The organism is Streptomyces sp. NPDC093085 (genome assembly GCF_040683935.1).
Lineage (GTDB): Bacteria > Actinomycetota > Actinomycetes > Streptomycetales > Streptomycetaceae > Streptomyces.
Genome location: NZ_JBFBFB010000001.1, coordinates 877,339 through 903,024 on the forward strand (window position 1 = coordinate 877,339; position 25,686 = coordinate 903,024).

Annotated in this window: 24 protein-coding genes and 1 pseudogene; 13 read left to right on the forward strand and 12 right to left on the reverse strand. The window is 72.3% G+C overall.

The genetic code is table 11. The features are described 5' to 3' along the window. Positions 1-55: 55 nt before the first annotated feature. Together AB0O07_RS03585 and AB0O07_RS03590 are read right to left on the reverse strand one after the other, a co-directional pair. Positions 56-1,138, reverse strand: coding sequence for a hypothetical protein (locus AB0O07_RS03585; RefSeq protein ID WP_365626187.1), 1,083 nt, complete (start codon positions 1,136-1,138; stop codon positions 56-58). A gap of 381 nt (positions 1,139-1,519) precedes the next feature. After that, positions 1,520-2,146, reverse strand: a complete 627-nt coding sequence (locus tag AB0O07_RS03590; protein WP_365626190.1) for a TetR/AcrR family transcriptional regulator — start codon at positions 2,144-2,146, stop codon at positions 1,520-1,522. A 202-nt stretch (positions 2,147-2,348) separates the two neighbouring features. Between AB0O07_RS03590 and AB0O07_RS03595 the strand changes: the two are divergent. From AB0O07_RS03595 to AB0O07_RS03610, 4 genes and pseudogenes are all read left to right on the forward strand, one after another. Continuing rightward, positions 2,349-3,170 (forward strand): annotated as a pseudogene (locus tag AB0O07_RS03595) (DMT family transporter); the annotation flags it as partial. Positions 3,171-4,002: 832 nt separating this feature from the next. Beyond that, positions 4,003-5,037, forward strand: coding sequence for an L-threonine 3-dehydrogenase (tdh, locus tag AB0O07_RS03600; RefSeq protein WP_365626192.1), 1,035 nt, complete (start codon positions 4,003-4,005; stop codon positions 5,035-5,037). 78 nt (positions 5,038-5,115) lie between these two features. Further along, a complete protein-coding gene (locus tag AB0O07_RS03605; protein WP_365626195.1) occupies positions 5,116-6,327 on the forward strand; it encodes a glycine C-acetyltransferase in 1,212 nt (403 codons plus the stop codon). A 251-nt stretch (positions 6,328-6,578) separates the two neighbouring features. Then, on the forward strand, positions 6,579-7,493 hold the full coding sequence (locus AB0O07_RS03610; RefSeq protein ID WP_365626198.1) for a LysR substrate-binding domain-containing protein: 915 nt from the start codon (positions 6,579-6,581) through the stop codon (positions 7,491-7,493). A gap of 293 nt (positions 7,494-7,786) precedes the next feature. On the opposite strand, the gene xylB is transcribed toward AB0O07_RS03610, so the two are convergent. Then, entirely contained in the window at positions 7,787-9,262 is a 1,476-nt protein-coding gene (gene xylB, locus AB0O07_RS03615) for a xylulokinase (RefSeq protein WP_365626201.1), read from the reverse strand. A 233-nt stretch (positions 9,263-9,495) separates the two neighbouring features. Between xylB and xylA the strand changes: the two genes are divergently transcribed. Then, complete coding sequence (gene xylA, locus AB0O07_RS03620; protein WP_365626204.1) at positions 9,496-10,665, forward strand: xylose isomerase; 1,170 nt, start codon at positions 9,496-9,498, stop codon at positions 10,663-10,665. Between the two features lie 126 nt (positions 10,666-10,791). Here the strand turns inward: xylA and AB0O07_RS03625 are convergent, their stop codons facing one another. After that, on the reverse strand, positions 10,792-11,721 hold the full coding sequence (locus AB0O07_RS03625; protein ID WP_365626206.1) for an ADP-ribosylglycohydrolase family protein: 930 nt from the start codon (positions 11,719-11,721) through the stop codon (positions 10,792-10,794). Positions 11,722-11,842: 121 nt separating this feature from the next. Between AB0O07_RS03625 and cutA the strand changes: the two genes are divergently transcribed. Beyond that, the gene (gene cutA, locus AB0O07_RS03630; RefSeq protein ID WP_365626209.1) at positions 11,843-12,169 is read left to right on the forward strand and encodes a divalent-cation tolerance protein CutA; all 327 of its coding nucleotides are present in this window, start codon (positions 11,843-11,845) and stop codon (positions 12,167-12,169) included. Between the two features lie 61 nt (positions 12,170-12,230). Here cutA and AB0O07_RS03635 read toward each other — a convergent pair whose 3' ends face one another. The 3 genes from AB0O07_RS03635 to AB0O07_RS03645 form a co-directional block, all read right to left on the reverse strand. Then, positions 12,231-12,815 (reverse strand): HD domain-containing protein, encoded by a 585-nt coding sequence (locus tag AB0O07_RS03635; protein ID WP_365626212.1) that lies wholly within the window; start codon positions 12,813-12,815, stop codon positions 12,231-12,233. Between the two features lie 13 nt (positions 12,816-12,828). Then, entirely contained in the window at positions 12,829-13,944 is a 1,116-nt protein-coding gene (locus AB0O07_RS03640; protein ID WP_365626215.1) for a helix-turn-helix domain-containing protein, read from the reverse strand. Between the two features lie 141 nt (positions 13,945-14,085). Continuing rightward, positions 14,086-14,229, reverse strand: a complete 144-nt coding sequence (locus tag AB0O07_RS03645) for a hypothetical protein (RefSeq protein WP_365626217.1) — start codon at positions 14,227-14,229, stop codon at positions 14,086-14,088. Here AB0O07_RS03645 and AB0O07_RS03650 point away from each other — a divergent pair. The 4 genes from AB0O07_RS03650 to AB0O07_RS03665 are packed head-to-tail and all read left to right on the forward strand — an operon-like array spanning position 14,228 to position 17,694. Beyond that, positions 14,228-14,551: a hypothetical protein gene (locus AB0O07_RS03650; RefSeq protein WP_365626220.1), complete on the forward strand. Its 324-nt coding sequence runs from the start codon at positions 14,228-14,230 to the stop codon at positions 14,549-14,551. The genes AB0O07_RS03645 and AB0O07_RS03650 overlap by 2 nt on opposite strands. Further along, complete coding sequence (locus AB0O07_RS03655) at positions 14,451-15,632, forward strand: hypothetical protein (RefSeq protein ID WP_365626223.1); 1,182 nt, start codon at positions 14,451-14,453, stop codon at positions 15,630-15,632. Before AB0O07_RS03650 ends, AB0O07_RS03655 begins: the two co-directional genes overlap by 101 nt. Positions 15,633-15,658: 26 nt before the next feature. Beyond that, positions 15,659-16,564 carry an NAD(P)-binding domain-containing protein gene (locus AB0O07_RS03660; protein WP_365626226.1) on the forward strand — a complete coding sequence of 302 codons (906 nt, stop codon included), beginning with the start codon at positions 15,659-15,661 and terminating at the stop codon, positions 16,562-16,564. Then, positions 16,561-17,694, forward strand: coding sequence for a hypothetical protein (locus AB0O07_RS03665; RefSeq protein WP_365626229.1), 1,134 nt, complete (start codon positions 16,561-16,563; stop codon positions 17,692-17,694). The genes AB0O07_RS03660 and AB0O07_RS03665 overlap by 4 nt, the downstream gene beginning before the upstream one ends. A gap of 211 nt (positions 17,695-17,905) precedes the next feature. Here the strand turns inward: AB0O07_RS03665 and AB0O07_RS03670 are convergent, their stop codons facing one another. Continuing rightward, positions 17,906-19,174 (reverse strand): ROK family protein, encoded by a 1,269-nt coding sequence (locus tag AB0O07_RS03670; protein WP_365626232.1) that lies wholly within the window; start codon positions 19,172-19,174, stop codon positions 17,906-17,908. 369 nt (positions 19,175-19,543) lie between these two features. Here AB0O07_RS03670 and AB0O07_RS03675 point away from each other — a divergent pair, with 369 nt between their 5' ends. Then, positions 19,544-20,311, forward strand: a complete 768-nt coding sequence (locus tag AB0O07_RS03675) for a glucose 1-dehydrogenase (RefSeq protein ID WP_365626235.1) — start codon at positions 19,544-19,546, stop codon at positions 20,309-20,311. 100 nt (positions 20,312-20,411) lie between these two features. Here the strand turns inward: AB0O07_RS03675 and AB0O07_RS03680 are convergent, their stop codons facing one another. Further along, complete coding sequence (locus AB0O07_RS03680) at positions 20,412-20,882, reverse strand: hypothetical protein (RefSeq protein ID WP_365627965.1); 471 nt, start codon at positions 20,880-20,882, stop codon at positions 20,412-20,414. Positions 20,883-20,899: 17 nt separating this feature from the next. After that, positions 20,900-21,418: an ATP-binding protein gene (locus AB0O07_RS03685; protein WP_365626237.1), complete on the reverse strand. Its 519-nt coding sequence runs from the start codon at positions 21,416-21,418 to the stop codon at positions 20,900-20,902. 209 nt (positions 21,419-21,627) lie between these two features. On the opposite strand from AB0O07_RS03685, the gene AB0O07_RS03690 reads away from it, so the two are divergent. Together AB0O07_RS03690 and AB0O07_RS03695 are read left to right on the forward strand one after the other, a co-directional pair. Beyond that, on the forward strand, positions 21,628-22,491 hold the full coding sequence (locus AB0O07_RS03690) for a DUF5753 domain-containing protein (RefSeq protein ID WP_365626239.1): 864 nt from the start codon (positions 21,628-21,630) through the stop codon (positions 22,489-22,491). Continuing rightward, a complete protein-coding gene (locus AB0O07_RS03695; RefSeq protein ID WP_365626241.1) occupies positions 22,492-22,728 on the forward strand; it encodes a DUF397 domain-containing protein in 237 nt (78 codons plus the stop codon). 171 nt (positions 22,729-22,899) lie between these two features. Here the strand turns inward: AB0O07_RS03695 and mmsB are convergent, their stop codons facing one another. Both mmsB and mmsA read right to left on the reverse strand, forming a co-directional pair. Continuing rightward, entirely contained in the window at positions 22,900-24,150 is a 1,251-nt protein-coding gene (mmsB, locus tag AB0O07_RS03700) for a multiple monosaccharide ABC transporter permease (RefSeq protein ID WP_365626242.1), read from the reverse strand. 5 nt (positions 24,151-24,155) lie between these two features. Beyond that, positions 24,156-25,676: a multiple monosaccharide ABC transporter ATP-binding protein gene (gene mmsA / locus AB0O07_RS03705; RefSeq protein WP_365627968.1), complete on the reverse strand. Its 1,521-nt coding sequence runs from the start codon at positions 25,674-25,676 to the stop codon at positions 24,156-24,158. Positions 25,677-25,686 lie beyond the last annotated feature (10 nt).

A 25,686-nucleotide genomic window follows, 5' to 3' on the forward strand; every position in this document is an offset into this window, starting at 1 on the left:
CGGCCGGTCTCCCCGGCCGGTCTCCCCGGTCGGTGTCCCCGATCGGTCCTCCCGGTCAGTGGACCGGCGCGAGCTGTCCCCACCACCAGGCGATCGTCGGGATCGGCAGCGGCTCCGTGCTGTCATCGGCTGGCGCCGGCTTCCACCAGCCGCCGGTCGGGGTCCGCGGCGCGGACGGTGTCGCGTACCGGGGGCAGGCCGACGCCCAGTCGAGGTGGCCCCGTACGAACTGGCGCAGCCCCCGCACGTACTGGCGCAGCCCCTCGTCGGCCTCCCGGGTCACCTCGCGGGCCATCCGCTCGAAGAGCACCATCACCCGGTCCCGCATGGCCACCACCCGGACCAGGGCCTGATGGGTGTCGCAGCCCTGCTCCTGGCGGACGACGTCGATGAGGTTGAGGTCGTCGTCCGCCCTCGCCAGCTCCTTGTTCCGGGAGTACAGGTCGTTGTCCCAGCTCACCAACGTCCAGGTGATCTCGGTGAGGGCCCGTACCCGGGTGTCGCGCAGCGCGTCGTCCGAGACGGTGAAGCCGCCGACGATCTCCATCATCGCGGTGGAGGGCGCCATGCCGATGGCCCGCATCCACAGCGTCACGTAGTCGTCCAGCGAGGGGAGTCCGGGTGCGCGCCGCCAGGACGCCTCCCACACCAGCCCCGACATGTAGACGCGCATCGCCTCCGTGAACCGTCCGAGCTGGCGGGCGGTCGCGTACCGCTCCAGTTCGCGCCGGAGCCGGCGCAGCGCGGCGGTGTGCGGCGAGTCGTCGGCGCCCCGGACGTCCGGGGCCTCCAGGGCGCGCATGAGGCGCGAGGTCTCCTGCGCGAGCAGATCCGCCGTCGCCCCCGACTCGTCGCAGACCGCGTCGTCGAGGGAGAAGAGCAGGGCGTGCAACTTGGCCATCAGGGTGAGGGGTTCGAGCCGTCCGTACGGCATGGTCGCGGCGGCGAGGCCGCCGAAGTCGCAGACGGCGAGCCGGGCGAGCTGCCGTTCGTCCTCGTCGAGCCGCTGATGGCGCATCCACCGCAGGGTCCGCTCGTTGAGAGCCTTCCCCGAACGGTGCCGGGCGGGCGGGACCGGGCAGTAGAACGGTACGGCCGGAAGCTGCTGAGCCGTGCGCTGTTCCGATAAGCGGGTCACGATCGGCCTCCAGGGGCAGTGAGGATGAAGGGGACGGGTGGCATGGGTGGCACGGGTGGGACGCGCCCGGCCGACGAGGGGTGACGTGTCGGGTACGGGGCGTAGGCGAGCGTATCTGGCCATCTTGGATCGTCAACAGTGGCTGATATGACTACCAACAGAAGGGAATTGACCGATGAGGGCGGCCGGACGCGGCCGCACGGGAGAGGCCCCCGGCCCGGACACGGGGCACGGCGGTGGGCCCGGACACGGCGGTGGGCCCGGACACGGCGGTGGGCCCCCTCGCGTGAGGGGGCCCACCGTCATGGGGTGCGCCGCTCCCGTCCCCACGGTGCGGCGCTGGCGGGCCGCCGTCATCCGCTCGGGACGGCGGTCCGCCGGTCAGGGATGGGGCCCGTCGTCCGGATCGGGCCCCGGGGTCCTGGTCCGCAGGCCGAGCCCCGGCAGGACCACGGCCTCCAGGAAGCGCGTGAGATACGCCTCGTCCGCGTACCGCCCCTCCATGGTGGGACGCGCGCGCAGCACCCCGAGGAGCTGGACGGCGAGGAACTCGGCGGCCGGGTTCCCCGGAGCCAGCTCGCCCCGGGTCACCGCCCGCTCCACCATGGCGTCGACGGCCGCGATCTCCGGTTCCATCAGGGCCTCCCGCAGCGCCCGCAGCAACTCCGGGTTGTGCAGCGCGGCGTGGCTGACCGCGTGCACCAGGGCCGTGTCACGCCCCGCGCGGTCCGCGCCCGCCCGGACCGCCGCCCGCAGGTCCCCCTCCAGCGTACCGGTGTCGATGTCCCCGAGCCGGACCCGGCGGGTGCCGCGCAGCGCGGCGGCGACCAGGAGCGGCTTCGTGCCCCACTGCCGGTAGAGCGTGGACTTGCCGCAGCGGGAGCGGGCGGCGACGCCCTCCATGGTCAGCGCGGAGTACCCGCCCTCCTTGAGCAGTTCGACGACGGCCTCGAACAGCTCCAGCTCGCGCTCCGGGGTGATCTTGGAGCGGCGTTGCTGCGGCGTCATCGTCTCTCCTCCGTCGTCTCCGGGGCTCCGCGGGGGCCTGCCGGGCTCCGTGTGCGGCGTCATCGATACGCGAGTGTACCGATACGAAGCCGTATCGGTACACTCGCGTATCGATAGGGCGGGATCCCGACCCCGCCGCCGTACCGCCACGCCGCCCCCCGGCCGTGTGCCGTCATGCGAAGGGGGCCCGGTGCCGCACCTCATGAGCGCCGCGATGGGCGCCGCCGTGGCGCTCTCCCTCGTCTCCGCCGTCGCCTACGCGTGCGCGGCCGTCGTGCAGGAACGTCTCGCCGCCCGTACCGCACCGGGCACCCCGGTCCTCACCCTGGTCCGCCGGGGCGCCTGGTGGGCGGCGGTCGGGCTGAACGCGACCGGCGCCCTCCTCCATGTCGTCGCCCTGACCTACGGGCCCCTCACCGTCGTCCAGCCGCTGGGCGCGCTCACCCTGGTCGCCGCCGTACCGCTGGGCGCGCGCCGCGCGGGGCGACGGGTCGGGCGGACCGAGTGGCACGGTACGGCGCTCACTCTCACCGGGCTCGTGATCATCCTGCTGACGGCGGCCGGGGCCTCCCCCGAGCGCACCCTCACCCTGCCCCAGGCGCTCGCCGTCGCGGGCCTGGCGATGGCCCTGGTCGCCGTGTTGACCAGGCCGGGGGCGCGTCCCGGGCTGCGCCACGCGGCGGCCTCCGGGATCATCTCCGGCGTCGCGTCGGCGCTCACCCAGACCGTCACGGTCGCCGCCACGGAGCACGACGAGATCGCCGGCGCGCCGCCGCTCTGGCAGGCGGGGGTGGTGGCCCTCGTCGTCGCTGCCCTCGCCTCGGGCGGGCTGCTGCTCTCCCAGACGGCCTACCGGGGCGGCCTGGGCGCCCCGCTCGCGGTGCTCACCCTCGCCAACCCGGTCGCCGCCTCCGTCATAGGGCTCGCCTTGCTCGGCGAGGGGCTGCGGGGCGGCCCCGCCGGGGTCGCTGCGGCGCTCGCCGGCGCGGTGGTCGCGGGGCGCGGCGTCGTACTGCTGACCCGGACGGCGCGGACGGCCCCGGCGGGGGCGGCCGGGGAGACGGCCGGGGAGACGGCGGAAGGGGCGGTGGTACGCACGGGAGCGCGCACCGCGGGGCCGGGCGCGGAACCCCGTACGAGCGGGCCCGCGCCCGTGGGTACGAGCGGGCCCGCGCCCGTGGGCCCGACGATGGGTGGCGCCCCGGCGGGCCGGGGCGCACTACCCTCCCCGCGCCCGGCGTCCGCATCCGTTCCCGCGTCTGCCTCCGCGTCCGTCCCCGGGCCCGCGTCCGTCCCCGCAATCGCCGCCGCTCCGGCCCCCGTTCCCGTTCCGGCGGCCCCCGTCCCCGCGCGGCGTCGGCGGCTGCGCGGGGTGCGCGCCACCCGGTCGGCCGCGTCCCGGCGTACGAACTGCTCCGTACCCCCGCTCGCGCCCCCGTGCCCCGGATCGCCCGCCGCGCACGCCCCGGCGCCACCGCCCCAGGACGCGCCTCGTACCACCGCCACCGACGCCACCGGCCGTGTCCCCCGCCGCCGACGGCTGCTGCGCCGCTCCAGGACCGCCGCCTGAGACCCGCCAGGGGCCGGCCGGGGGCTCGACCGGCGGCTCACCGGGGGCACACCGGGGGCTCGAACGGCCCGAACGGCCCGAACGGGTGCCCGGCCAAGGCGTGAAGGGGGCGTGACCGGGGGCGTGTGAAGCTGCGCTGTGGGGCCGCTTAAGAAATCCTCGATGGACCGGAGCCGCCGCGGGTCGGCACATTGGTGCCGATCACAGCAGTGATCACCGATCGGTACCAGCGCCGACACCGTGACCGGCATCAGCGCCAGAACCAGAACCCCGGGAGCCCGCCCGCATGAAGGCACTTGTGAAACAGAAGGCCGAGCCGGGGCTGTGGCTCATGGACGTGCCCGAGCCGGTGACCGGCGACGGCGACGTGCTGATCAAAGTGGCCCGTACCGGCATCTGCGGCACCGACCTCCACATCCGCTCCTGGGACGGCTGGGCCCGGGGGGCCGTCACCGCGCCCCGGATCCTCGGCCACGAGTTCGTCGGTGAGGTGGTCGAGGTCGGCCCCGCCGTACGGGACATCGCCGTCGGCGACCTCGTCAGCGGCGAGGGCCACCTGGTCTGCGGCACCTGCCGCAACTGCCTCGCGGGCCGCCGCCACCTCTGCCGCAGCACGGTCGGCCTCGGCGTGGGCCGGGACGGGGCGTTCGCGGAGTATGTCGCCCTGCCCGCATCGAACGTCTGGGTGCACCGCTCCGAGGTCAGCCTCGACATCGCCGCGATCTTCGACCCGTTCGGCAACGCCGTGCACACCGCGCTCTCCTTCCCGCTGGTCGGCGAGGACGTCCTGATCACCGGCGCGGGCCCGATCGGCATCATGGCCGCCGCCGTCGCCCGGCACGCCGGGGCGCGGAACGTCGCGATCACCGACGTCAGCCCGCACCGCCTGGAACTCGCCCGCAAGGCCGGCGCCACCCTCGCCCTCGATGTCTCCGCCCCCGGCAGCGGTATCGCGGAGGCGCAGCGCCGGCTCGGCCTCAAGGAGGGCTTCGACATCGGCCTGGAGATGTCGGGCCGCCCCGAGGCGCTGCGCGACATGGTCGACAACATGACGCACGGCGGCCGGATCGCCATGCTGGGGCTGCCCGCCGAGGAGTTCGCGGTCGACTGGTCGAAGATCGTCACCTCGATGATCACGATCAAGGGCATCTACGGCCGCGAGATGTTCGAGACCTGGTACGCGATGACCGTGCTGCTCGAAGGCGGCCTGGACCTCACCCCCGTCATCACCGGGAGCTACGGGTACGAGGACTTCGACGCCGCGTTCGACGAGGCGGCCACCGCCCGCAGCGGCAAGATCCTCCTCGACTGGACCGCCTGAGCTTCCCGCAGGCCCCGCCTCACCCCCACTCTCACCATCTCCACCCCCTCCATCTCCACCGATACGCAGGGAGCCCCCATGTACGGGTCCGTCCGGGACGAACTGTCCGCCACCCTCGACGAGATCCGCGCCGCAGGTCTCCACAAGCCCGAGCGCGTGATCTCCACCCCGCAGAGCGCCTCCGTCACCGTCGCCGAGGGCGCCGAGGGGCCGGAGGGGGGCGGCTCCGGCGCCGTGCTCAACTTCTGCGCCAACAACTACCTCGGCCTCGCCGACCACCCCGAGGTGGTCGCCGCCGCGAAGGACGCGCTGGACCGCTGGGGGTACGGCATGGCCTCCGTACGGTTCATCTGCGGCACCCAGGAGATCCACAAGGAGCTGGAGGCCCGGCTCTCCGCCTTTCTGGGCCAGGAGGACACGATCCTCTACTCCTCCTGCTTCGACGCCAACGGCGGCGTCTTCGAGACCCTGCTCGGCCCCGAGGACGCCGTCATCTCCGACGCCCTCAACCACGCCAGCATCATCGACGGCATCCGGCTCTCCAAGGCCCGCAGGCTGCGGTACGCCAACCGCGACCTCGCCGAGCTCGAAGCCCGCCTCCAGGAGTCCCAGGGCGCCCGGCGGCGCCTGATCGTCACCGACGGCGTCTTCTCCATGGACGGGTACGTCGCCCCGCTCGCCGAGATCTGCGACCTGGCCGACCGGTACGGCGCGCTGGTCATGGTCGACGACTCGCACGCGGTCGGCTTCGTCGGCCCCGGCGGGCGCGGCACCCCCGAACTCCACGGCGTCATGGACCGCGTCGACATCCTCACCGGCACCCTGGGCAAGGCGCTCGGCGGGGCGTCCGGCGGCTATGTCGCGGCGCGCGCCGAGATCGTCGCCCTGCTGCGCCAGCGCTCCCGCCCGTACCTCTTCTCGAACTCCCTCGCCCCGGTCATCGCCGCCGCCTCCCTCAAGGTCCTCGACCTGCTGGAGGGCGCGGACGAGCTGCGCGCGCGGCTCGACGCCAACACCAAGCTCTTCCGCACCGAGATGACCGAGGCGGGCTTCGAGATCCTGCCCGGCGACCACCCCATCGCCCCGGTCATGATCGGGGACGCCGCGCTGGCCGGCCGGATGGCCGAAGCGCTCCTGGAGCGCGGGGTGTACGTGATCGGCTTCTCCTACCCGGTGGTGCCCATGGACCGGGCCAGGATCCGGGTGCAGCTCTCCGCCGCGCACTCCGCCGAGGACGTACGGCGGGCGGTACGGGCCTTCGTGGAGGCGCGGGAGGCGGTGGCGAGCTGACCGGAACCAGCACCCCGGCCGTCCCCCAGCCCCTGCCCCGGCCCCGTCCGCGGGCCCGGACCATGCCCCGGCCGACGGCCCCGCCCCGGACGCTCCGTACGCGTACCCGTACCGCCGAGGAGGTACGGGTGCCCGGCGGCCGGCCGGCGGACGCTTCGGGGGCGGACGGCCCGGCGGAAGGCGTTCGGGCGGAGGGCGGTCGGGCGGAGGGCGCGCGGACCGGCGCCGTACGGCCTGGCAGGATGGCGCGGGTGATCGACCCTCGCCGGCTGCGCGTCCTGCGGGCGGTCGCGGAGCACCGTACGGTGACCGCCGCGGCCGCCGCGCTCTACCTCACCCCCTCGGCCGTCTCCCAGCAGCTCGCCGCGTTGGAGCAGGAGACGGGGCACGCCCTGCTGACCCGCAGCGGCCGGGGCGTCCGGCTGACGGCGGCCGGGGAGATCCTGCTCGCCCACGCCCACGAGGTCCTCGCCCAGCTCGAACGGGCCGAGGCGGAGCTCGCCGCGTACGCGGGCGGCGCGGCCGGGGAGGTCACCGTCGCCGCCTTCGCCACCGGTATCGCGGAGGTCCTCGCCCCCGCGCTGCGCCGGCTGGCCGCCGAGCACCCGGCGATCCGGGTACGGGTCAGGGACGCGGAGGGCGACGAGAGCCTGCCGCTGGTCCTGGACGGGGAGGCGGATGTCGCGGTCGCCGTCGAGTACCGGGGCGCCCCGCACGAGGACGACCCGAGGCTCTCCCGGGTCGCGCTGTACGCGGAGCCCTTTGACGCGGTGCTCCCCGAGGCCCATCCGCTCGCCCCCGACGAGGAGGTCACGCTGGACGGCCTCGCCGGCAGCGAGTGGATCGGCCCCTACCCCGGCAACCCCTGCCACGACGTCATACAGCTCGCCTGCGAACGGGCGGGCTTCCAGCCCCGGCTGGTCCACTCCTCGGACGACTTCCGCGCCGTCGTCGCCCTGGCGGGGGCGGGCGCCGGGGTGGCGCTGGTGCCGCGCTCGGCCCTGCGCGGCATGGAGCTGACGGGCACGGTCGTACGCCCCGTGACGGGCCCCGCCGCGACCCGCCGCGTCTTCGCCGCCGTACGCAGGGGCGCCGAGGACCACCCCCTGATCCGCCCGGTGCTCACGGCACTGTCGCGGGCGGCGGAGGGGGTGGCCACGGGGTGAGCGGGCTCCGGGGCCGGGGGCGCGGCAAGGAACCCCGGTAGCGGCCCGGCCGGGCAGGCCCACTCGTAGCCGTAGCCGTAGCGGCCCGGCCGGGCAGGCCCACCCGCCAGGCCAGGGAAGGGCGGTGGCCCCGTCGACGCCGTACGGCACCGCGAACGGGCCGCCCCGCCCCGCGGCCCCCGCGCCGGATGGCGGACGGGCGGGCAACCGCCGCCGCCACTCCCGCCACAACAGCCCCAGCAGTGTCGGCGGCGGTATCGGCGGCGGTATCGGCGGCGGTGTCGGCGGGGGCTTCAGGCCAGCAGGGTGGGCGCCGCCCTGTCCAGCACCGTACCGACCCGCTCCCAGGTCTCCAGATCCCGTTCCACCGGCGCCAGTTCGGTCCCCTCACCGGCCTGCCACGCCGTCGCCACCGCCACCGGGTCCTCGCCCGTCGCGGCGGACGCGGCGAGCGCGGCGGCGCCCAGGGCGACCAGTTCGCCGCCGGCCGGGACGATCAGGGGGCGGCCCGAGAGGCGGCGCACGGTCTCCACCCACATCCGGCCCCGCGCGCCGCCGCCCACCAGCCGGATCGGACGGCCCGCCACCTCCGGGTCCGCCGGGTCGAGCCCGCACGCACGGGAGACCTCGTCCAGGGCGCGCAGGACGGTGACGACCGCGCCCTCGTACGCGGCGCCCAGGAGCTGCTGCGGGGTGGTGTCGTGGCGCAGCCCGGTCAGCAGCCCGGAGGCGGCGGGCAGATCGGGGGTGCGTTCCCCGTCGAGGTACGGCAGGAGGACGGCCTCGCCGCCCGGTACGGCGTCCTCCCGGTCGAGCCGGAGCAGCGCGGCCACCTTGTCCACGGCCTGCGTGCAGTTGAGGGTGCAGGCCAGCGGCAGATACGTACCGTCGGCCGCCGCGAACCCGGCCAGCGCGGGGGTGGCGGGGCGGGTGCGGGTGGCGGCGAAGACCGTGCCCGAGGTGCCCAGGGAGAGCGCCGGGTGGTCGAGGAGCCCGGCGCCGCCGAGGCCGAGCCCCACCGCCGCGCTCATGTTGTCGCCGGTGCCCGCGGCGACCGCGACGCCCGGGGGCAGCCCGAGTTCGGCCGCCGCCCCGGCCGTCAGCGTGCCGACCCGGGTGGCGCCGGTGGAGGCGACGGAGGGCAGCAGCTCCGGGTCGAGGCCGAGGAGGGTCAGCAGCTCCTCGTCGTACCCACCGGTCGCCGTCGCGTACCAGCAGGTCCCCGAGGCGTCGCCGGGGTCGGTGACCGCGGCGCCGGAGAGCCGCTCGGTGAGGAAGTCGTGGGGGAGCCGGACGGCAGCGGCGGCCCGCGCGACCGCCTCGTCGTTCTCCCGCAGCCACTGCCACTTGGACGCCGTCATGGAGGCGACCGGTACGGAGCCGGTCCGCGCCGTCCAGGCCTCGGGGCCGCCCAGCGCCTCGGTGAGCGCGGTGGCCTGCGGGGCCGAGCGGGTGTCGTTCCACAGCAGCGCGGGCCGGAGCGGCCGGCCGCCGCCGTCCAGCACCACCAGCCCGTGCTGCTGTCCCGCCACGGCGATCCCGACGACATCCCCCGGAGCGACGCCGGCCTCCTTGAGCCCGGCGGCGACCGCCTCGCGCAGCGCGTCCCACCACACCTCCGGGTCGCTCTCCCGGGCACCGCCCTCCCCGGTCACCCGGTGCGGGGCCCGGCCCACGGCGAGCAGCCGGCCGGTGGCGGCGTCGGTGATGGCCGCTTTCGTGGACTGGGTGGAACTGTCCACGCCGATCACGACCGGGCTCTGCGACATGGGCGTACCTCTTCCGAGCAGCGGTTTTGAAGGTGGAGAGAACAAATTACGCGAAGCGGAGCCGCACCGGAACCGGTCGCACCGGACCCCGATGTCCACCGACGAGGCGCCGTCGAGATGCCGTCGAGATGCCGAACTCTTCTCCCTGACGGGACCCCGTGTCATATTAATCATGTCAGGAAACAAAAAGGTCCGGTGTCTGCCGGAACCGAGGTAACGAAGGCGGCCAGAGCATGACGGAACGCTTCACCCCCACCCCCGAGGACAGGTTCAGCTTCGGCCTCTGGACGGTCGGCTGGCAGGGCAGGGACCCGTTCGGCGACGCGACGCGCCCGGCCCTGGACCCGGTCGTCTCCGTCCAGCGCCTCGCCGAACTCGGCGCGTACGGCGTGACGTTCCACGACGACGACCTGATCCCCTTCGGCTCCTCCGACACCGAGCGCGAGGCGCACGTCAAGCGCTTCCGCCAGGCGTTGGACGCGACCGGGATGGTGACCTCCATGGTCACCACCAACCTCTTCACCCACCCGGTCTTCAAGGACGGCGCGTTCACCGCGAACGACCGCGACATCCGCCGCTACGCGCTCCGCAAGACCCTGCGCAACATCGACCTCGCCGCCGAACTGGGCGCGAAGACCTTCGTGGCCTGGGGCGGGCGCGAGGGCGCGGAGTCGGGCGGCGCCAAGGACGTACGGGCCGCGCTCGACCGGATGAAGGAGGCCTTCGACCTGTTCGGCGAGTACGTCACCGAGCAGGGGTACGACCTGCGCTTCGCGATCGAGCCCAAGCCCAACGAGCCGCGCGGCGACATCCTGCTGCCCACGGTCGGCCACGCCCTGGCCTTCATCGACAAGCTGGAGCGCCCCGAACTCTTCGGCGTCAACCCGGAGGTCGGCCACGAACAGATGGCCGGACTCAACTTCCCGCACTCCATCGCCCAGGCCCTCTGGGCGGGCAAGCTCTACCACATCGACCTCAACGGCCAGAACGGCATCAAGTACGACCAGGACCTCCGCTTCGGCGCAGGCGACCTACGAGCCGCATTCTGGCTGGTGGACCTCCTGGAAAACGCTTCTTGGGACGGCACCCGCCACTTCGACTTCAAGCCCCCGCGCACCGAGGACTTCGACGGCGTATGGGCCTCCGCCGCCGGCTGCATGCGCAACTACCTGATCCTCAAGGAGCGGGCCGCCGCCTTCCGCGCCGACCCCCTGGTCCAGGAGGCCCTGGAAGCCTCCCGAGTCCCCGAACTCTCCCACCCCACAGCCCCCGAGGGCCTGGCCACCCTCCTGGCGGACCGCACCGCCTTCGAAGACTTCGACCCCGAGGCCGCCGGCTCCCGGGGCATGGCCTTCGAACACCTCGACCAACTGGCCATGGACCACCTCCTCGGAGCCCGCTGACGCCCAACCCCGCCACCCCGCCGCACGGCCGCCGGGCACGCTCCCACCCCCGAGGAGCGTGCCCGACGCCGTGCCCCCTCGCATGCTGTCAGCAGCCCACGCCCGATCCAGCCCACCGCACCTGGTTCACTCTCCGAGGCGGCGGGCAAGGCCGAGCAGATCCGACAGACGCAGCACCCGTCCGCCGAACCCGGGGAGAGGGACATGAAGAGTCCTCGTCCAGCGACCGGGAATCGCGTCCACCCCGTAATACGCCCCGGCGAGCCCTCCGGTCACCGCGGCGACGGTATCCGTGTCACCGCCGAGGTCGACCGCCGCGCGCACCGCGTCCTCGAAACCGGTGGTGGTACGCAGGGCCCAGACGGCGGACCCCAGGCAGGGCCAGACGGCACCGTTGAACTCGGTGGCCTGATCGGGGTGCCAGTCGGGCGCGAGGACCGTGGTGTATCGGTCGCGGTGACCGGGATGGACGAGAGCCAGGATGTCCGGGAGCGCGGCGAGGGGGTCGGCGCCCTCGAAGATGACGCGGATGAGTTCATGAAAGACCGCGGTGCCCTCCCAGGCCGCGCGATCCCCATGGGTGAGAGCGGCGATACGCCGGGCCGCGTCCATCGTGACTTCCCGCCCCCCGGCGGCGAAGTACACCGCACCGGTCGACGCCCGCATCAGGGAGCCGTTCCCCGCCGCTCGCCTGCCGGCCTGGAAATGGGTCGCGGCGGCGAGGTCCCAGGGCATGCCGTTGGTCAGGACGTCCTCGGTCTGCAAGCCGATGTCCTTGGGGTCCGACGCCGCCCACCGCTGGAAGCGGCCGAAGATATCCGGCAGATCCAGCCGCCCCCGCTCCAGCAGTGACTCCCCGACCAGGACGGCCATCTGCGTGTCGTCGGTCGCCTCACCAGGTTCCCAACCCCCGCCCCCGCACATCTCACCACCAGCCCCCGCCACAGGAAACCGCGCGGAGAACACCCCCTGAGGCCCGAACTCGAAGGGCCCCCCCAGGGCATCCCCCACCGCCGATCCGACAACAACACCGGCAGCCCGCTGAATCCGCTCCATCCCCGCAGGCTAACCGCGCCGGGGAGGCGCTGCGGCCTTGGCCCGACGGCCTGTCGGACCGCCCCACCGGAATCGCCTCTGGGTAGGGTCGTTCTCCCCGTACGAGGAAAGGGAGTTGGACGTGCCGACGGAGATCGTGATCGCGCAGACCACCATGGACGACGAGGGAAAGGCGGCCCTGCTGGCGGCGGGTGCGGTGGAGCGCCGTCTCGCGGCGTGCGCCCATGTCGACCCGCCGTTCACCGCGGTGTACCGCTGGGAGGGGGCGGTGCGGACGGAGCGGGAGTGGCGTATCTCGTACAAGACGACCCGGGCCCGTCTGCCGTACCTGACCGCGTGGGTCAAGGACGCCCACAGCTACGACGTACCCGAATGGATCGTCCTGCCGGTCGACGGCGGCTCGGAGGAGTATCTGGCCTGGGTGGCGGAGGAGAGCACGGAAGCCTGACCCGACCGCGCGCCGGGCCCGCGTCCGTTTTGCCAGGGCGCCTCGCCGGAGTGGTGCCGGGTCAAGGCTTCTCCCCGAGCGCCGAGCGCAGCCAGTCGAGCGATCCGGTCGCCAGCACGGCATCGGCGATCGCCTGTCCGGACGGTGTGGTGATACGACGCCGGCTGTTGTCGATCCAGCGCTGCGCGTTGGCGTACCCCTGGGCCCGGTACTCGATGCCCTGGATCATGCACTCCAGCTTGTCGGCGTCGCGCGCGCAGACCGCCTCCGGGGACTCCTTCGCCTCGTACTCGGCGACGAGTTCCCTCACGGTGGCCGCCACGACCTCGGGCATGCCGCCGACCTGGTCGGCGGTGATGTCCCGGGGATCGGCCTCGCTGCCGTTGCCGTACTTCTTGCCGAGGTGGTTGACGTCCCCGGTACGGGTCTCCTGCGAGTCGTGCCAGACGGCGAGGAGCGCGGCCTGCGCCGGGTCCGCTCCCTCCAGTCTCGCGATGACGGAGGCGATGAGGGCGGTACGCCAGGAGTGATCGGCCACCGACTCGGGGTCCTTGACGCCGGCCATCCACCAGCCACTGCGTCTGGTGGACTTCAGAGTGCCCGCCTCGTACAGGAATCGGGCCACAGCAGTCAGGTCCTCGGACACCGTCGTGCTCCTCTCACGCCTCCGCGAGGCGGATCGCGTACCGGATGCTTTCCAATTCCCGCCGCCCGCGCGCCGAGAGTTCACGGCTATCCAACATCAACGGGAGCCGATCGCGAAGGGCGCGAGCTGCCGCGCCCGAGCGCAGGAGGCCGGGGCGAACCTGGAGGAGCGCCCACACGGTGTGAATGTTCAGATCGGCGTAGCCGTGGTGGGGCGCCATGCCTTCGGCGAGGTGAGCCAGGAGTTTGTCGCCGGTCCACGCGCCCAAGGAACCGTCGGCGATGAAGTCGTCAGAGAGCTGCGGGACGGTGATCTCCCCGATCCAGTACGCCCAGTAGGCCAGATTGGCTGCCTCACCGGCATCGTTGTCCAGGAGGGCACTGTCGATGAAGTGGGCCATTCGCTCACGGTCCCCCTGCCTGGCTGCCACGGCGGCGACGGAGCGGCCGGTGAGCCATGCGGTGAGCCAGTTGTCCGAGGTGTTCGTACGCTGCTGTTGATCCAACCAGTCCTCAGTGTTGGACACCATGCCGTACCCGGACAGATACAGAGCTTGGCGGCGCAGCAGGAATTGCTCCGGACCGCGTGCTTGCTCAGCCGTGGTCCGCATCCGGGTGAAGAAGGTGCGGCGTTCCGACGCGGTCAGCTCGGGTCCGGCCGGAGCCGGTCCCCGTCGTGGACGGGAAGGGGCCGGGAGCGCGCGGACGGATCCTGGAGCCACTCCGTTGAGGGGCCAGGCGAGTACTTCGGCGAGGTCGCGCTGTATCACCATCGAACCAAGAGGGCTGGCATCGGTAGGCGCGTCCTCGTCCAGAACGCTGGCCAGAAGAACATCTGCCTCCAAGGCGTGTTCAAGGGCCTGAAGAAGAGCTGACGGTGTGCGCAACCTCATGAGTCGGTGACGAAGCACGAGCGTCTGTCCGACCGAGATGGCGGTCAGGGGGCGCCGTCCGGTCTCCCAGCCTGCGATGGTGTCAGCTGACACGCCGAGGAGTTCGGCCACCTCCTCTTGGGTGTAGCCGTGCTGCCGACGAATCATCCGGAAGACATGGCCGCTGAGCAGGCCGATCCGGGTATGTGAGCCGCTTGCCTTACCGGTGGTCAGGGATGGTGCTGGGCGTGGCCGCATTGAGGTTCCGATCCCGGTGGTTCCCGATAAACCACCTGTACTCGCAGTCACTTCTTGGTGAATGCGCGAACACCTACGGTCGTGGTGTCCCTGAATGAGGCTAACCGGGAGGCTGCGAGGCATGGGCTCTGATCTGGAGGCTCACCACCCGACGGTGTGTCTGACGGCGGCCCCCACCGAGGTGGAGAACGGGGTGATGGGAGCACGGCCCGGGAGCATGGTCACGGTCGTGGCGACACCGGCCGGCAGACGCTCCAGGCCCGTCAGGGTTGGTTCGCTCGTCATGGTCGAGACCGGAACGGGCACGCTGCCCGCGTACACCGAGACGCTGCCCAGGCTCCCGGAATCCGTGTCCGGGGCGCGCCGCCTGGTGTGTCTGGCCCTGAGTGTCTGGGGCATGGACGGCTTGCGGGACGGCGCCGAGATCGTCACCAGTGAATTGGTGACCAATGCCGTGGTGCGGCGAGAGCCCTTGAAGGAAGCCCGATCCCATGAGGAGCCGGTCGATGAGCACGACAAACGATACGGCGGTACGCGCGGCCCTGCTGCGTACCGCGACCCGGCGGACCATCACCCGCGCGGTGGAGGAGCTCTGGCCGGACAGTAAGGCTGTTCTCGGGCCGCAGTGCCCGAGCGTCACCTCGTACGTCTGCCGGGTCACGGTGGACGGCCAGGAGCTGATCGCCAAGTACGGCTGGCTGGGGCTGTCCCTGGTGTCGGTTCTGCGGGGCGGCGGAGGGACGGGGGAGGAGTTGCGGGTGGGGCAGCGGGCGTACGTCCGGAGCAGCGAGCTGCTGACCGCGCGCGAGGCACGGCATCTGGAAGCGCTTCGTCAACTCGAAGGCTTACGGGTATGTGAGACAGCCGGTCTGCGCGACGGAGTCCTGCTGACGCGGAGGGTGACCGGGATGCCCTTGGCTGATGCGGTGTGGGCCCGCCCATGGGAGACGGGCGAGCTTCTGGACGCGGTACTTCTTGCCCTCGCTGGTCTGCACGGGGCGGCCGGCGCGGAGTGTCTGCACGGAGTGGCGCCGATCCGCGAGCGGTCCGTCGTCGGCGTCTTCCGCCGGAAGTTCAACGGTCTGAGTGCCAACGCCTACCTTCGGGCGCTCGGCCGGGATCGTGAACTCCCGGAGTACGAACGTCAGGAGATTGTGGAACTGCTCCGGGGCAGGGTGCGGCGACTGCACCGCATGGCGGGCGCGATCTCGTTTCGCCGCCGCACCGTGGTGTTCGGGGATCTCAAGCCGGAGCATGTCTTCCTCGACGGCTCCTGCCTCACCTTCATCGACCCGGCCCTGCACTGGGCCGCCGGTCCTCAGCCGGACATCGCGAAGCTCACCGGCCGGACGGCGCTGCTCGCGATCGGGCATCACGAGCGGCGTGCCGCACAGGAGATCGTACGGGGAGTCGTGTCGACGCTCGCCCGGCACATCGCGGCGCTGCCCGCGCACGAACGCGCGGCACGGCTCCGTGAGGTCCTGATCCTCTGGCTCATGGACACCGTGAACATTCTGACCACCTGCCTCAGCGCACCTCCGGATCTTTCCCTCGCTCCGCATCAGCGTTCCCTCGTCGCCCGTGCCCGTACGGTGGCGGGCGTCGTGGACAGGGTGAGTGCCCTCCTCGTCGGACCGATGACCGGATCGATGGCCGGTCTCCGGCTCCTGGAGGCCGTCGCCGCCTAGATCGAGCACACCACGGGGCGTGCCCGGTGAGCGGCCCTGTGGTGGGGATCGTCGGGGCGGGGGCCGTGGGGCAGACCCTCGCCGCCACTCTGGTCGCCACCGGGCTGCCCGAACGGCTTCTCGTCGTAGCGCGACGGCCGGACCAGGCCCTCGGCCTCGCCGCCGACCTTCAGGATCTCGCTCACACCGTCCGCTCGCGCACGGCGGCCGAGGCTGGCGAGGTCGCCGACCTCCACGGCTGCGACGCTGTGCTGATCGCGCTCCGCACCGACTTCAAGAACACCGCGCTGACGGACATACGGCGCGCGGGCGCCGCAGCGAACGCTCCCGCTCTCGGCGCGCTCGCGCGGGAGTTGCGCGGGTACGACGGGACGGTCCTCGTGGTGACGAACCCTGTCGACCTGATGGCCCGGCGCTTCGCCGAAGTGAGCGCTGTCGTCCGGGTCTTCGGGATCGGATCGAACCTGGACTCGGCCCGGTACCGGCTCCTCCTGGCCCGGTACGCCCAGGTGCCCCCGGACCTTGTGCGCGGCCATGTGATCGGCGAGCACGGCGACCGGGCCGTCCTGTGCGTGTCCACCACGACGGTCGCCGGCCACCCGGTCACGGTCCCGGTCAACGCTGTCGTAACGGCGCTTCAGCGGCGTCCGGGACTGATCCGGGACGGCATCGGCCGCACCCGCTGCGGGCCTGCCGGTGCGGTGCTCTCGACGCTCCGCAAGGCCCTCGGCCTGGTCGACGGGGTCGAGGAACTGTCCGTCCCGTACGGGGACGTCCACCTTGGTATTCCGTTGCGCTTCACAGGCGACAGGGCCGTGCCGTGCCTGCCTCTGCTCACCCGCTCCGAACGCCTCGGGCTGGACTCTGCCGCCGGCAGCCTCCGCGAGGCTTACGCCCACCTTCCCGCTCTTCCCGAGAGGATCGCCACGTGATCAGCGCCACTCGACTTGAGGCCGCCGCAGCGGCCGTGACCGTGCTCAGCAACCGCCCGGAGGTCACGGTGTGGGCCCTGCGCTACTTCGGCCCCTGGTGGAACGCCGCATCGGTGGCGGCCGATGCTGTCCCCTCAGGGGCCGTCGTGGTCGCGGATGTCGAGCCTGCGGGTTATGAGGAGGTCGCCCGTATCGTCCATGACGGTCGGCCCACAGAAGCTGTGACGTACGCGAAGCACCCGCTGGTGGTGGCGCGCGACGGTGAGGACGTTATCGCCGCGTCGCCGCGCGAAGGGATCGCGTACCGCAGTACGCCCTCCTCGGGCCGTCTCGTCCTCGCCGGGACCGACGCACAGCCCCTCGCCCTCGCCGCCGCCCGCCTCGCGCGGGAGGCGATTCGGGGGCAGCTCCTCCGGGACGGGTGGGCCGTGCTCCACTCCTCCGCAGTGGTACGGCCGGACGACGGCGCGGCTCTTCTCGCCTTCGGCGGCAAGGGGGCCGGGAAGACCGCCACAGCTCTGCTGCTCGCCTCGCGGGGCTGGCAACTCCTCGCCAATGACCGGGTGTTGGTCCGGCCGAGCGGTGAGCGGGGTGTCGAGGCCGTGCCCTGGCCCTCCGCCGCCGCGATCGGGCTCGGGCTGCTCCGCTCCCTCGGCTGGGATGTCATCGCGCGGGGGTATCTGAGGGCTGGGGGCCGCTTCCATCCGACGCAGCACGCGTCGGTGACCCGGGCGCTGCTCTCCGGTCATCACACGCCGCTGTGGGACGGGAGGGAGCGGGAGCGGAAGGTCCAGGTCTTCCCGGATCAGTTCCCGGGCCTCTTCGGTGTGGACCTGGCCACCGGTGGGCAGGTGGCCGGGCTGCTCTTTCCGCAGGTCGATTCCGGTGGCGTACCGGGTGCCGGGGGCGGCTCCCGGGCGCTGGGGGAGGGCGACTTCATGTCGGGGGCCACGGAGGACCGGTATCCGGATGTCTTCGGGCTCGCGCGGGGCGTGGACGGGGGAGGGCGGGGGAGCGCTCGGGCGGAGGCCATGGCGCGTCTCGCCGTGCTGCCGCACCGGGCGGTCCGGGTCAGCCATGACGTCCTGGCCAGTGCTGCCCTGCTCGGGAAGGTCGCCGGCGGTATGTGAGGTCCGTTCCCGGCTTCGGTCCGCTCCGGTCCGGTCCGTTCTCGGCCCTGGGCCACTTGTCCGCTGTCCCGGGCCACCCGGTCCCTGGCCCTCGCCATGGTCCCGGGGCCCGCCCGTCTCTGGCCTTGCGGTCCCGGGCGTGCCATATTCCGGGCCCTGCGTCTCCCCGGCCCCGGGCCACCCGGCCCCCGGGCCGCCCGCCCCGTACGTGCTAGTCGGGCGGGTCGGTGAGGTTCTCGCGTCGTACGTATGCCACCGGGTCGGCCAGTACCCCCTGGACCACCAGGGCCGCTCCGCCGCGGGCCGCGTCGCCTGCTGAGGAGGAGGGGCGGAGGCGGCCGCTGTCGGGGGGCCAGAGGTCGGAGACGACCCGGGAGGTCAGCTCGCGGTCCGCCGCCGGGGAGAGCCAGGGCATCAGCTCGCGGTAGATGCCGCCCAGCACCACCGCGTCCGGGTCGATCAGGTTCACCGCGCCCGAGAGGACCCGGCCCAGCATCGTGCCGGCGCGCTCGATCGCGCTCACGGCCGCCGCGTCCCCGACGCGGGCCCGGCGTTCCAGTTCGGCCACGCCCGGGACCCCGGCGTGTTCGTCCAGGCCCGCCGCGCGGAGCAGGGCCGACTGGCCCGCGTACTGTTCCAGGCAGCCACGGGCGCCGCACCGGCAGGCGGGGCCGTCCGCGTCGGCCACCACATGGCCGATCTCGCCGGCGAACCCGTGGGCCCCGCGCAGCAGTTCGCCGTCGAGGACCAGTGCGCCGCCGACGCCGATCTCGCCGGTCAGGTAGAGGAAGGTGCGGGGGGCTCCGGGGCCGCCCGCTTCCGCGCCGCCGAACCAGAGCTCGGCCAGGGCCGCGAGATTGGCCTCGTTGTCCGAACTCACCGGCAGCTCGGGGGAGTCGGGGCGCAGCCCGGCCAGCGCGCGGGCGAACTGGGCCTGTGCGGGCACCCGGTTCCAGCCCAGGTTGGGGGCCTGACGGACGGTGCCTCCCGACACCAGCCCCGGCAGGGCGAGTTGGACCCCTACCGGGTGCAACCCCTGTTCCGCCGCGGACTCCAGGGTGCGGGCCGTTATGCGGGCGCCTCGGGCCAGTACCTCGGAGGGGGGCGCGCCCCGGTTGTCGAGGTGCTCGGTCAGCCGTACCCGGTCGGTGCCGGCCAGGTCCACCACGCACACCGACACATAGTCGATATTGATCTCCACGCCGATCCCGGCGGGTCCCGAACGCGTCACCCTCAGTACGGTGCCAGGCCGCCCGGCCTGCCCGCTGAAGGTTTTGCCGGATTCGGAGAGGAAGCCGCTCTCCAGCAACTGCTCGACCAGGGAGGAGACCGCCGCCCTGGTGAGCCCGGAGCGGGCCGCCACACCCGCGCGGGTGGTCTCGCCCTCGTCCCGTACGGCCCGGAGCACCAGGCTCAGATTGTGCCGGCGCACCGAATCCTTGTCGGCCTTCGGGCCGAGGGGGGTGTGATTGCTGTTCATCTCGCGGATGAGCCTATGTGATCGAAACCGACCGGGAACGGGCCGCTCGCGCAAGGAGCGCGACCCGTTCCGAACGAGCCGGTCGCCAGTGGGGAACCAGTCGGGAAATAGTCTTGAGTGGGGAAATAACCTTGATGATATCGCGGTGACCCGTCCGGTCGGGCCCGCACGACGGAGGGGGAGCGGTCCCGTCGGGTACGCCGCGTCGGCATGCCGTGCCGGGGCGTCGCGTACGCCGTGCCGGTACGTCGCGTACGGCGCGAACTCGTGGGCTCCGTACGGCAGGAGACGGACACCGGGGGCGGACGGGTGACTAACCTCGGTGGCACACCGTAACGTCCCGCAGAGGTCAAGGAGTTCCACCGCCCCATGCGCCCCCTGAACGGAAACGCCCGCTTCACCGACCGGGTCGCCGTCGTCACCGGTGCCGCCTCGGGCATCGGCGCCGCCACCGCGGCCCGGCTCGCCGCCGAGGGCGCCTCGGTCGTTCTCGCCGACCTCGACGACGAGCGCGGGGTGCCGGCCGCCGCGCTCATCCGGCAGGCCGGCGGCCGGGCCGCGTTCGTCCTCGCGGATGTCGGCCGGGAGGAGGGGTGGGAGAGCATTGTCGGCGCTGCCCATACCTTCGGGGGTGTCGATGTGCTGGTCAGCAACGCGGCTACGGTCGAGGTCGCCCCGGCGCACGAGCTGAGTCTCGCCTCCTGGGAACGGCAGCTCGCCGTCAACCTCACCGCGGGCTTCCTCGGCTTCAAGGCCCTCCTGCCCGACCTGCGGGCCCACCGGGGCTCCGTGGTGCTCACCTCGTCCGCCCAGGCCCACCACGGGATACCGGGCCACCCGGGGTACGCCGCGGCCAAGGGGGCGCTGCTCTCGCTCTGCTCCCAGCTCGCGGTGGAGTACGGTCCCGAGGTACGGGTCAACGCCGTCCTGCCGGGGCCCATCCGCACCGCCGCCTGGGACGGGGTCTCCGAGGCGGACCGGGCGCGCAGTGTCGCGGCGACGGCGGCGGGCCGCTTCGGCACCCCGCAGGAGGTCGCCGCGGCCATCGCCTTCCTCGCCGCCGACGAGGCCGCGTACATCACCGGGGCGAGTCTGCTCGTGGACGGTGGGTGGAGTGTGGTGAAGGACTCCGCCTGAGGCTCCGCCTGAGGACACCGCGTGGGAACACCGCGTCAGGGCTTCGGCCGAGGACACCGCGTCAGGGCTGCGGCCCCGTCCCCTGCCCGCCCGGCGCGGGCTATCCGCCCTGGCGCGCCGGGCGCTGCGCCGGCACCGTGCCGATGCCCGGGCTCGTGGTGCCCGCGCCCGCCGCCGTGGTCCCCGTACCGCCGCCGTCCGCCCCGTCCGCCCACGCCGGGGCCGTCCCGGCGAGCTGGCAGACCATCAGGTAGAAGGGGATCGGCGGGGTGTACGGCGTGGGTGCCTGGGGCCAGTGGATCAGCTTGGGGTGGCGGGCCGGGACCGTGGTGCCCGTGACATAGCGCGCCGGGGACGGCCAGCTCAGGTCGAGGTCCGAGCCGGCCGGGACGATCCACCACCACCAGTCGGTGTCCGCGAAGACACACCCCGTGCGCGGCAGCCGGGCCATCAGCCGGAAGCCGTGCTCCGCCGGCAGCCCCACCGCGTCGCACCCCAGCGAGGCCGGCAGCGTGGCCGGCAGGGGCAGCGGGACCCCGCGCGCGGAGTCCTCGCGCAGGCCCAGGGCCAGCCGCCGGAACGCCGCCCTCAACACGGCGGCTCCGTCCCGCTCGGGCGCGGTGCCGTCCCGCTCGGGCGCGGCGCCGGGCCCGAGTGCGGCAGCTCGGCCCAGACGACCCGCCCGGGTCCGTACCCCGATGTGTCGTGGGCCCCCCAGCCACTGCACATCGAGTCGACGAGGAAGAGCCCCCGTCCCCCCTCGCCCTCCGTCTCGTCCTCGGCCATCCGGTGGAGCTGGGGTCCCGTGGGGCCGTACCCCTGGTCCTCCACGGCTATCCGGAGCTGCCCGCCGCCGTCCCGTATCTCGCAGATGACGCGGTTGCCCGCGGCATGCACGATCGCGTTGGTGACGAGTTCCGAGACGACGAGGACCGCGGTCTCGCGGGTCTCCTCGGCCACGCCCCACCGGACGAGCCGGTCGTGCGTGAGCTGTCTGGCGCGTCCTGCGGACTCCGCGTGCGCCGGCAACTGAAATCCGTACCGGCGGACAGCGTTGCCCGGGCACAGGGCGGTGAGCTGGGGGGTGAGCGCGTTACCAGGTGCCACGACCGATTCCTAACGGTGGGGGAGCAGCGGATGCGTGCAAGACCTCTCCCATGGCAGAGCCCGACAACCGCGTGAGCTGGTTCACCGATCCACTCTCCACCCGCCGGGGACACTTGGCAAGTGGCACTCTGAAAAATTCAGAGTGCCATGTTCTTCGCCCCGGAGGCATGGCAGACTGCTGGTAACCGTGCGTGGGAAAGGACCCAGAAGTGAGCGAACCGCGGTCCGCCCCGACCGTGGGCCAGGTCGTACTCGGCAAACGCCTCCAGGACCTGCGCGAGCGGCGGGGCCTGAGACGGGAGGAGGCGGCCCAGCTCCTCCGGGTGGCTCCGGCCACCATCCGCCGGATGGAGACGGCCGAGGTCGCGCTCAAGATTCCTTACGTACAGTTACTGCTCAAGGCGTATGGAGTCGCCGATGAGGAGACCGAATCCTTCGTCGCGCTGACGGAGGAGGCGAACAAGCCCGGCTGGTGGCAGCGGTTCCACGACATCCTGCCGGACTGGTTCAGCATGTACGTCTCCCTGGAGGGCGCGGCGTCCCTCCTGAGGGCGTACGAGCCGCATTTCGTGCCCGGACTGCTCCAGACCGAGGAGTACGCCCGTGCCGTCATGAAGGCGGGAGCCGTGGGGCAGGCCGCGCCGGAGGAGATCGACCGCCATGTGGCGCTCCGCATGGAACGACAGTCGTTGCTGGCCCGTGAGGGGGCTCCCCGATTCTGGGTGATCATGGACGAGACCGTCCTGCGCCGCCCGGTGGGGGACTCCCCGGAGATCATGCGGGGCCAGATCGACCGGCTCCTCGAAGCCGCCGAGATGATCAACGTGACCCTCCAGGTCGCGGAGTTCTCCAGCGGGCATCACCCGGGAACCTACGGGCCGTTCGTCCTGTTCCGCTTCGCGGAGCCGGAGCTGCCCGACATGGTCTACAGCGAATACCTGACCGGTGCCGTCTACCTCGACGCACGTCCCGAAGTGGCCACCCATCTGGAGGTCATGGACCGGATGGCGGCCCAGGCCGCAACTGCACAACGCACGAAGGAGATCCTCAAGGATGTCCGCAAGGAGCTGTGAATGGACCCCATATACAACGGCATGCCCGCCGCCGACCTCGGCACGGAAGGCTGGCACAAGCCGTGGAGTGGCGGCAACGGCGGCAACTGCATCGAGGCCATGAAACTGGCCGACGGCAGGGTCGCCGTGCGGCAGTCCGCCGACCCCGGCGGGCCCGCGCTGATCTACACCACCAATGAGATCGCCGCCTTCATCCAGGGCGCCAAGTCGGGACAGGCGGACTTCCTGCTCACCTGACCGCCCCCGTGCCGGAGGGCACGGGGGCGGCACACAGACGCAACTGAACAACGGGGAGCGCGGCGTCGCAGCACTTTCAGGTGCGCTGCGGCGCCGCGTGCTTGAGCGGTGGTACGTGGGCGCGCGGCGCCGCCGGCCCGGCCGGTGGTACGGGGTGGAGCGGCGGTACGGTCAGGCGCCCACCCTGCGCTTGTTCCAGACGTCGAAGCCCACCGCCGCCAGCAGCACCAGCCCCTTGATCACCTGCTGGTAGTCGGTGCCGATGCCGACCAGCGACATCCCGTTGTTGAGGACGCCCAGCACCAGACCGCCGATGATCGCGCCGAACACCGTGCCGACGCCGCCGCTCATCGACGCGCCGCCGATGAACGCCGCGGCGATCGCCTCCAGTTCGAAGTTGATACCGGCCTGCGGCACCCCCGCGTTGAGCCGCGCCGCGTAGACCATGCCGGCCAGCGCCGCCAGCACGCCCATGTTGACGAAGACCAGGAACGTGACCCGCTTGTCCTTGACGCCGGAGAGCTTCGCCGCCGCCTGGTTGCCGCCCAGCGCGTACACATGGCGCCCGACGACCGCGTTCCGCATGACATAGCCGAAGCCGATCAGCAGCGCCGCCAGGAGCAGCAGCACCACCGGGACGCCCCGGTAGCTGGCGAGCGTCATGGTGAAGGCCAGCACCGCCGCCGCGAGGGCCACGCACTTGACGACGAAGAGGTTGAGCGGCAGCACCTCCAGCTCGTACGCCTGCTGGCGGCGCCGGTCCCGGAACTCCTGGAAGAGCGCGAACGCCAGCAGCGCCAGCCCCAGCAGCAGGGTCAGGTTGTGGTAGTTCGTCTCCGGGCCGACCTCGGGGAGGTAGCCGGTGGATATCTTCTGGAAGCCCTCGGGGAACGGGCCGAGCGAGCGCGAGCCCAGGAAGATCTGGGTGCCGCCACGGAAGATGAGCATCCCGGCGAGTGTGACGATGAACGAGGGGATGCCCACGTACGCGATCCAGAACCCCTGCCAGGCCCCGGCGACCGCGCCGATCAGCAGCCCCAGGACCAGCGCCGGAACCCAGGGGATGTCGTGTTCGACCATCATCACCGCGCAGGCGGCGGAGACGAACGCGGCGAGCGAGCCGACCGACAGGTCGATATGGCCCGCGATGATCACGATCATCATGCCGATGGCCAGCACCAGGATGTAGCTGTTCTGGAGGACCAGGTTGGTGACGTTGTTCGGCTTGAGCAGGACGCCGTCCGTCCAGATCTGGAAGAGGACGACGATCAGACCGAGGGCGACGAGCATGCCGTACTGCCGCATGTTGCGGCGCGCGGCGTCCATGAGCAGCGCCCCGGTGGTGGAGCGCCCGGACGGAGGTGCCGGTGGGGCGTCCTTCGGTGTGTCGCCCTTCGGCGTGTCGGTGGTGACCGGACCCATGTCGACTACCTCGTGTTCTTGGTCATGTGACGCATCAGTACTTCCTGGGTCGCCTCCGCCCGGGGAACCTCACCGGTGAGCCGGCCGGCCGCCATCGTGTAGATGCGGTCGCACATGCCGAGCAGTTCGGGGAGTTCCGAGGAGATGAAGACGACGGCCTTGCCCTCCGCCGCGAGCCGGTCGATGACCGTGTAGATCTCGTACTTCGCCCCGACGTCGATGCCCCGGGTGGGCTCGTCGAGGATCAGCACATCGGGACCCGCGAAGATCCACTTGCTGAGGACGACCTTCTGCTGGTTGCCCCCGGAGAGCCGCCCCACCTGCTCGAACACCGTCGGCGTCTTGATGTTCATGCTCTTGCGGTACGACTCGGCGACCCGGCTCTCCTCGTGCTCGTCCACGATGCCGCGCCGGGCCACCTTGGAGAGGGCGCCCAGGGTGATGTTGCGGCCGATGGTGTCGATGAGGTTGAGCCCGTACTGCTTGCGGTCCTCGGTGACATACGCGATGCCGTGCCCGACCGCCTCGGGGACCGTCCTGGTCCGGATCTCCGTGCCGTCCTTGAGGACCGTCCCGCTGATGTTCCGGCCGTAGCTCCGCCCGAACACGCTCATCGCCAGCTCGGTACGGCCGGCCCCCATCAGCCCCGCCAGGCCGACGATCTCGCCCCTGCGGACCTGGAGCGAGACCCCGTCGACCACCTTGCGCTGCTGGTCGATGGGGTGGTGCACGGTCCACTCGCGCACTTCGAGTGCGGGCCGGGCCGCCGGGTCGCCCTCGTACGGGGTGCGCTCGGGGAAGCGGTGGTCGAGGTCGCGGCCGACCATGCCCCGGATGATCCGGTCCTCGGTCGTCGACTCCGCGCTCACGTCCAGCGTCTCGATGGTCCTGCCGTCCCGCAGGATGGTCACCGAGTCCGCGATCTCGGCGATCTCGTTCAGCTTGTGCGAGATGATGATCGAGGTGATGCCCTGCTCCCGCAACTCCTTGATGAGGCGCAGGAGCTGGGCGCTGTCGCTGTCGTTGAGCGCCGCCGTCGGCTCGTCCAGGATCAGCAGCTTGACCCGCTTGGCGAGCGCCTTGGCGATCTCCACGAGCTGCTGCTTGCCGACCCCGATGTCGGCGACCCGGGTCTGCGGATGCTCGTCCAGCCCCACCCGCTTGAGCAGCGCGGCGGCGTGCCGCAGGGTCTCGTTCCAGCTGATGAAGCCCCGGGCGGCGTGCTCGTTGCCCAGGAAGATGTTCTCCGCGATCGAGAGATACGGGATGAGGGCGAGCTCCTGATGGATGATCACGATGCCCTGGGCCTCGCTGGCCCCGATGTCCTTGAAGGCGCACGGGACGCCCTCGAAGAGGATCTCCCCCTCGTAACTCCCGTGCGGATGGACCCCGCTGAGCACCTTCATCAGGGTGGACTTGCCCGCGCCGTTCTCGCCGCAGATGGCGTGCACCTCGCCCGGGGCCACGGTCAGGCTCACATCGGAGAGCGCCTTGACCCCGGGGAAGGTCTTGACGATGGAACGCATCTCCAGGACG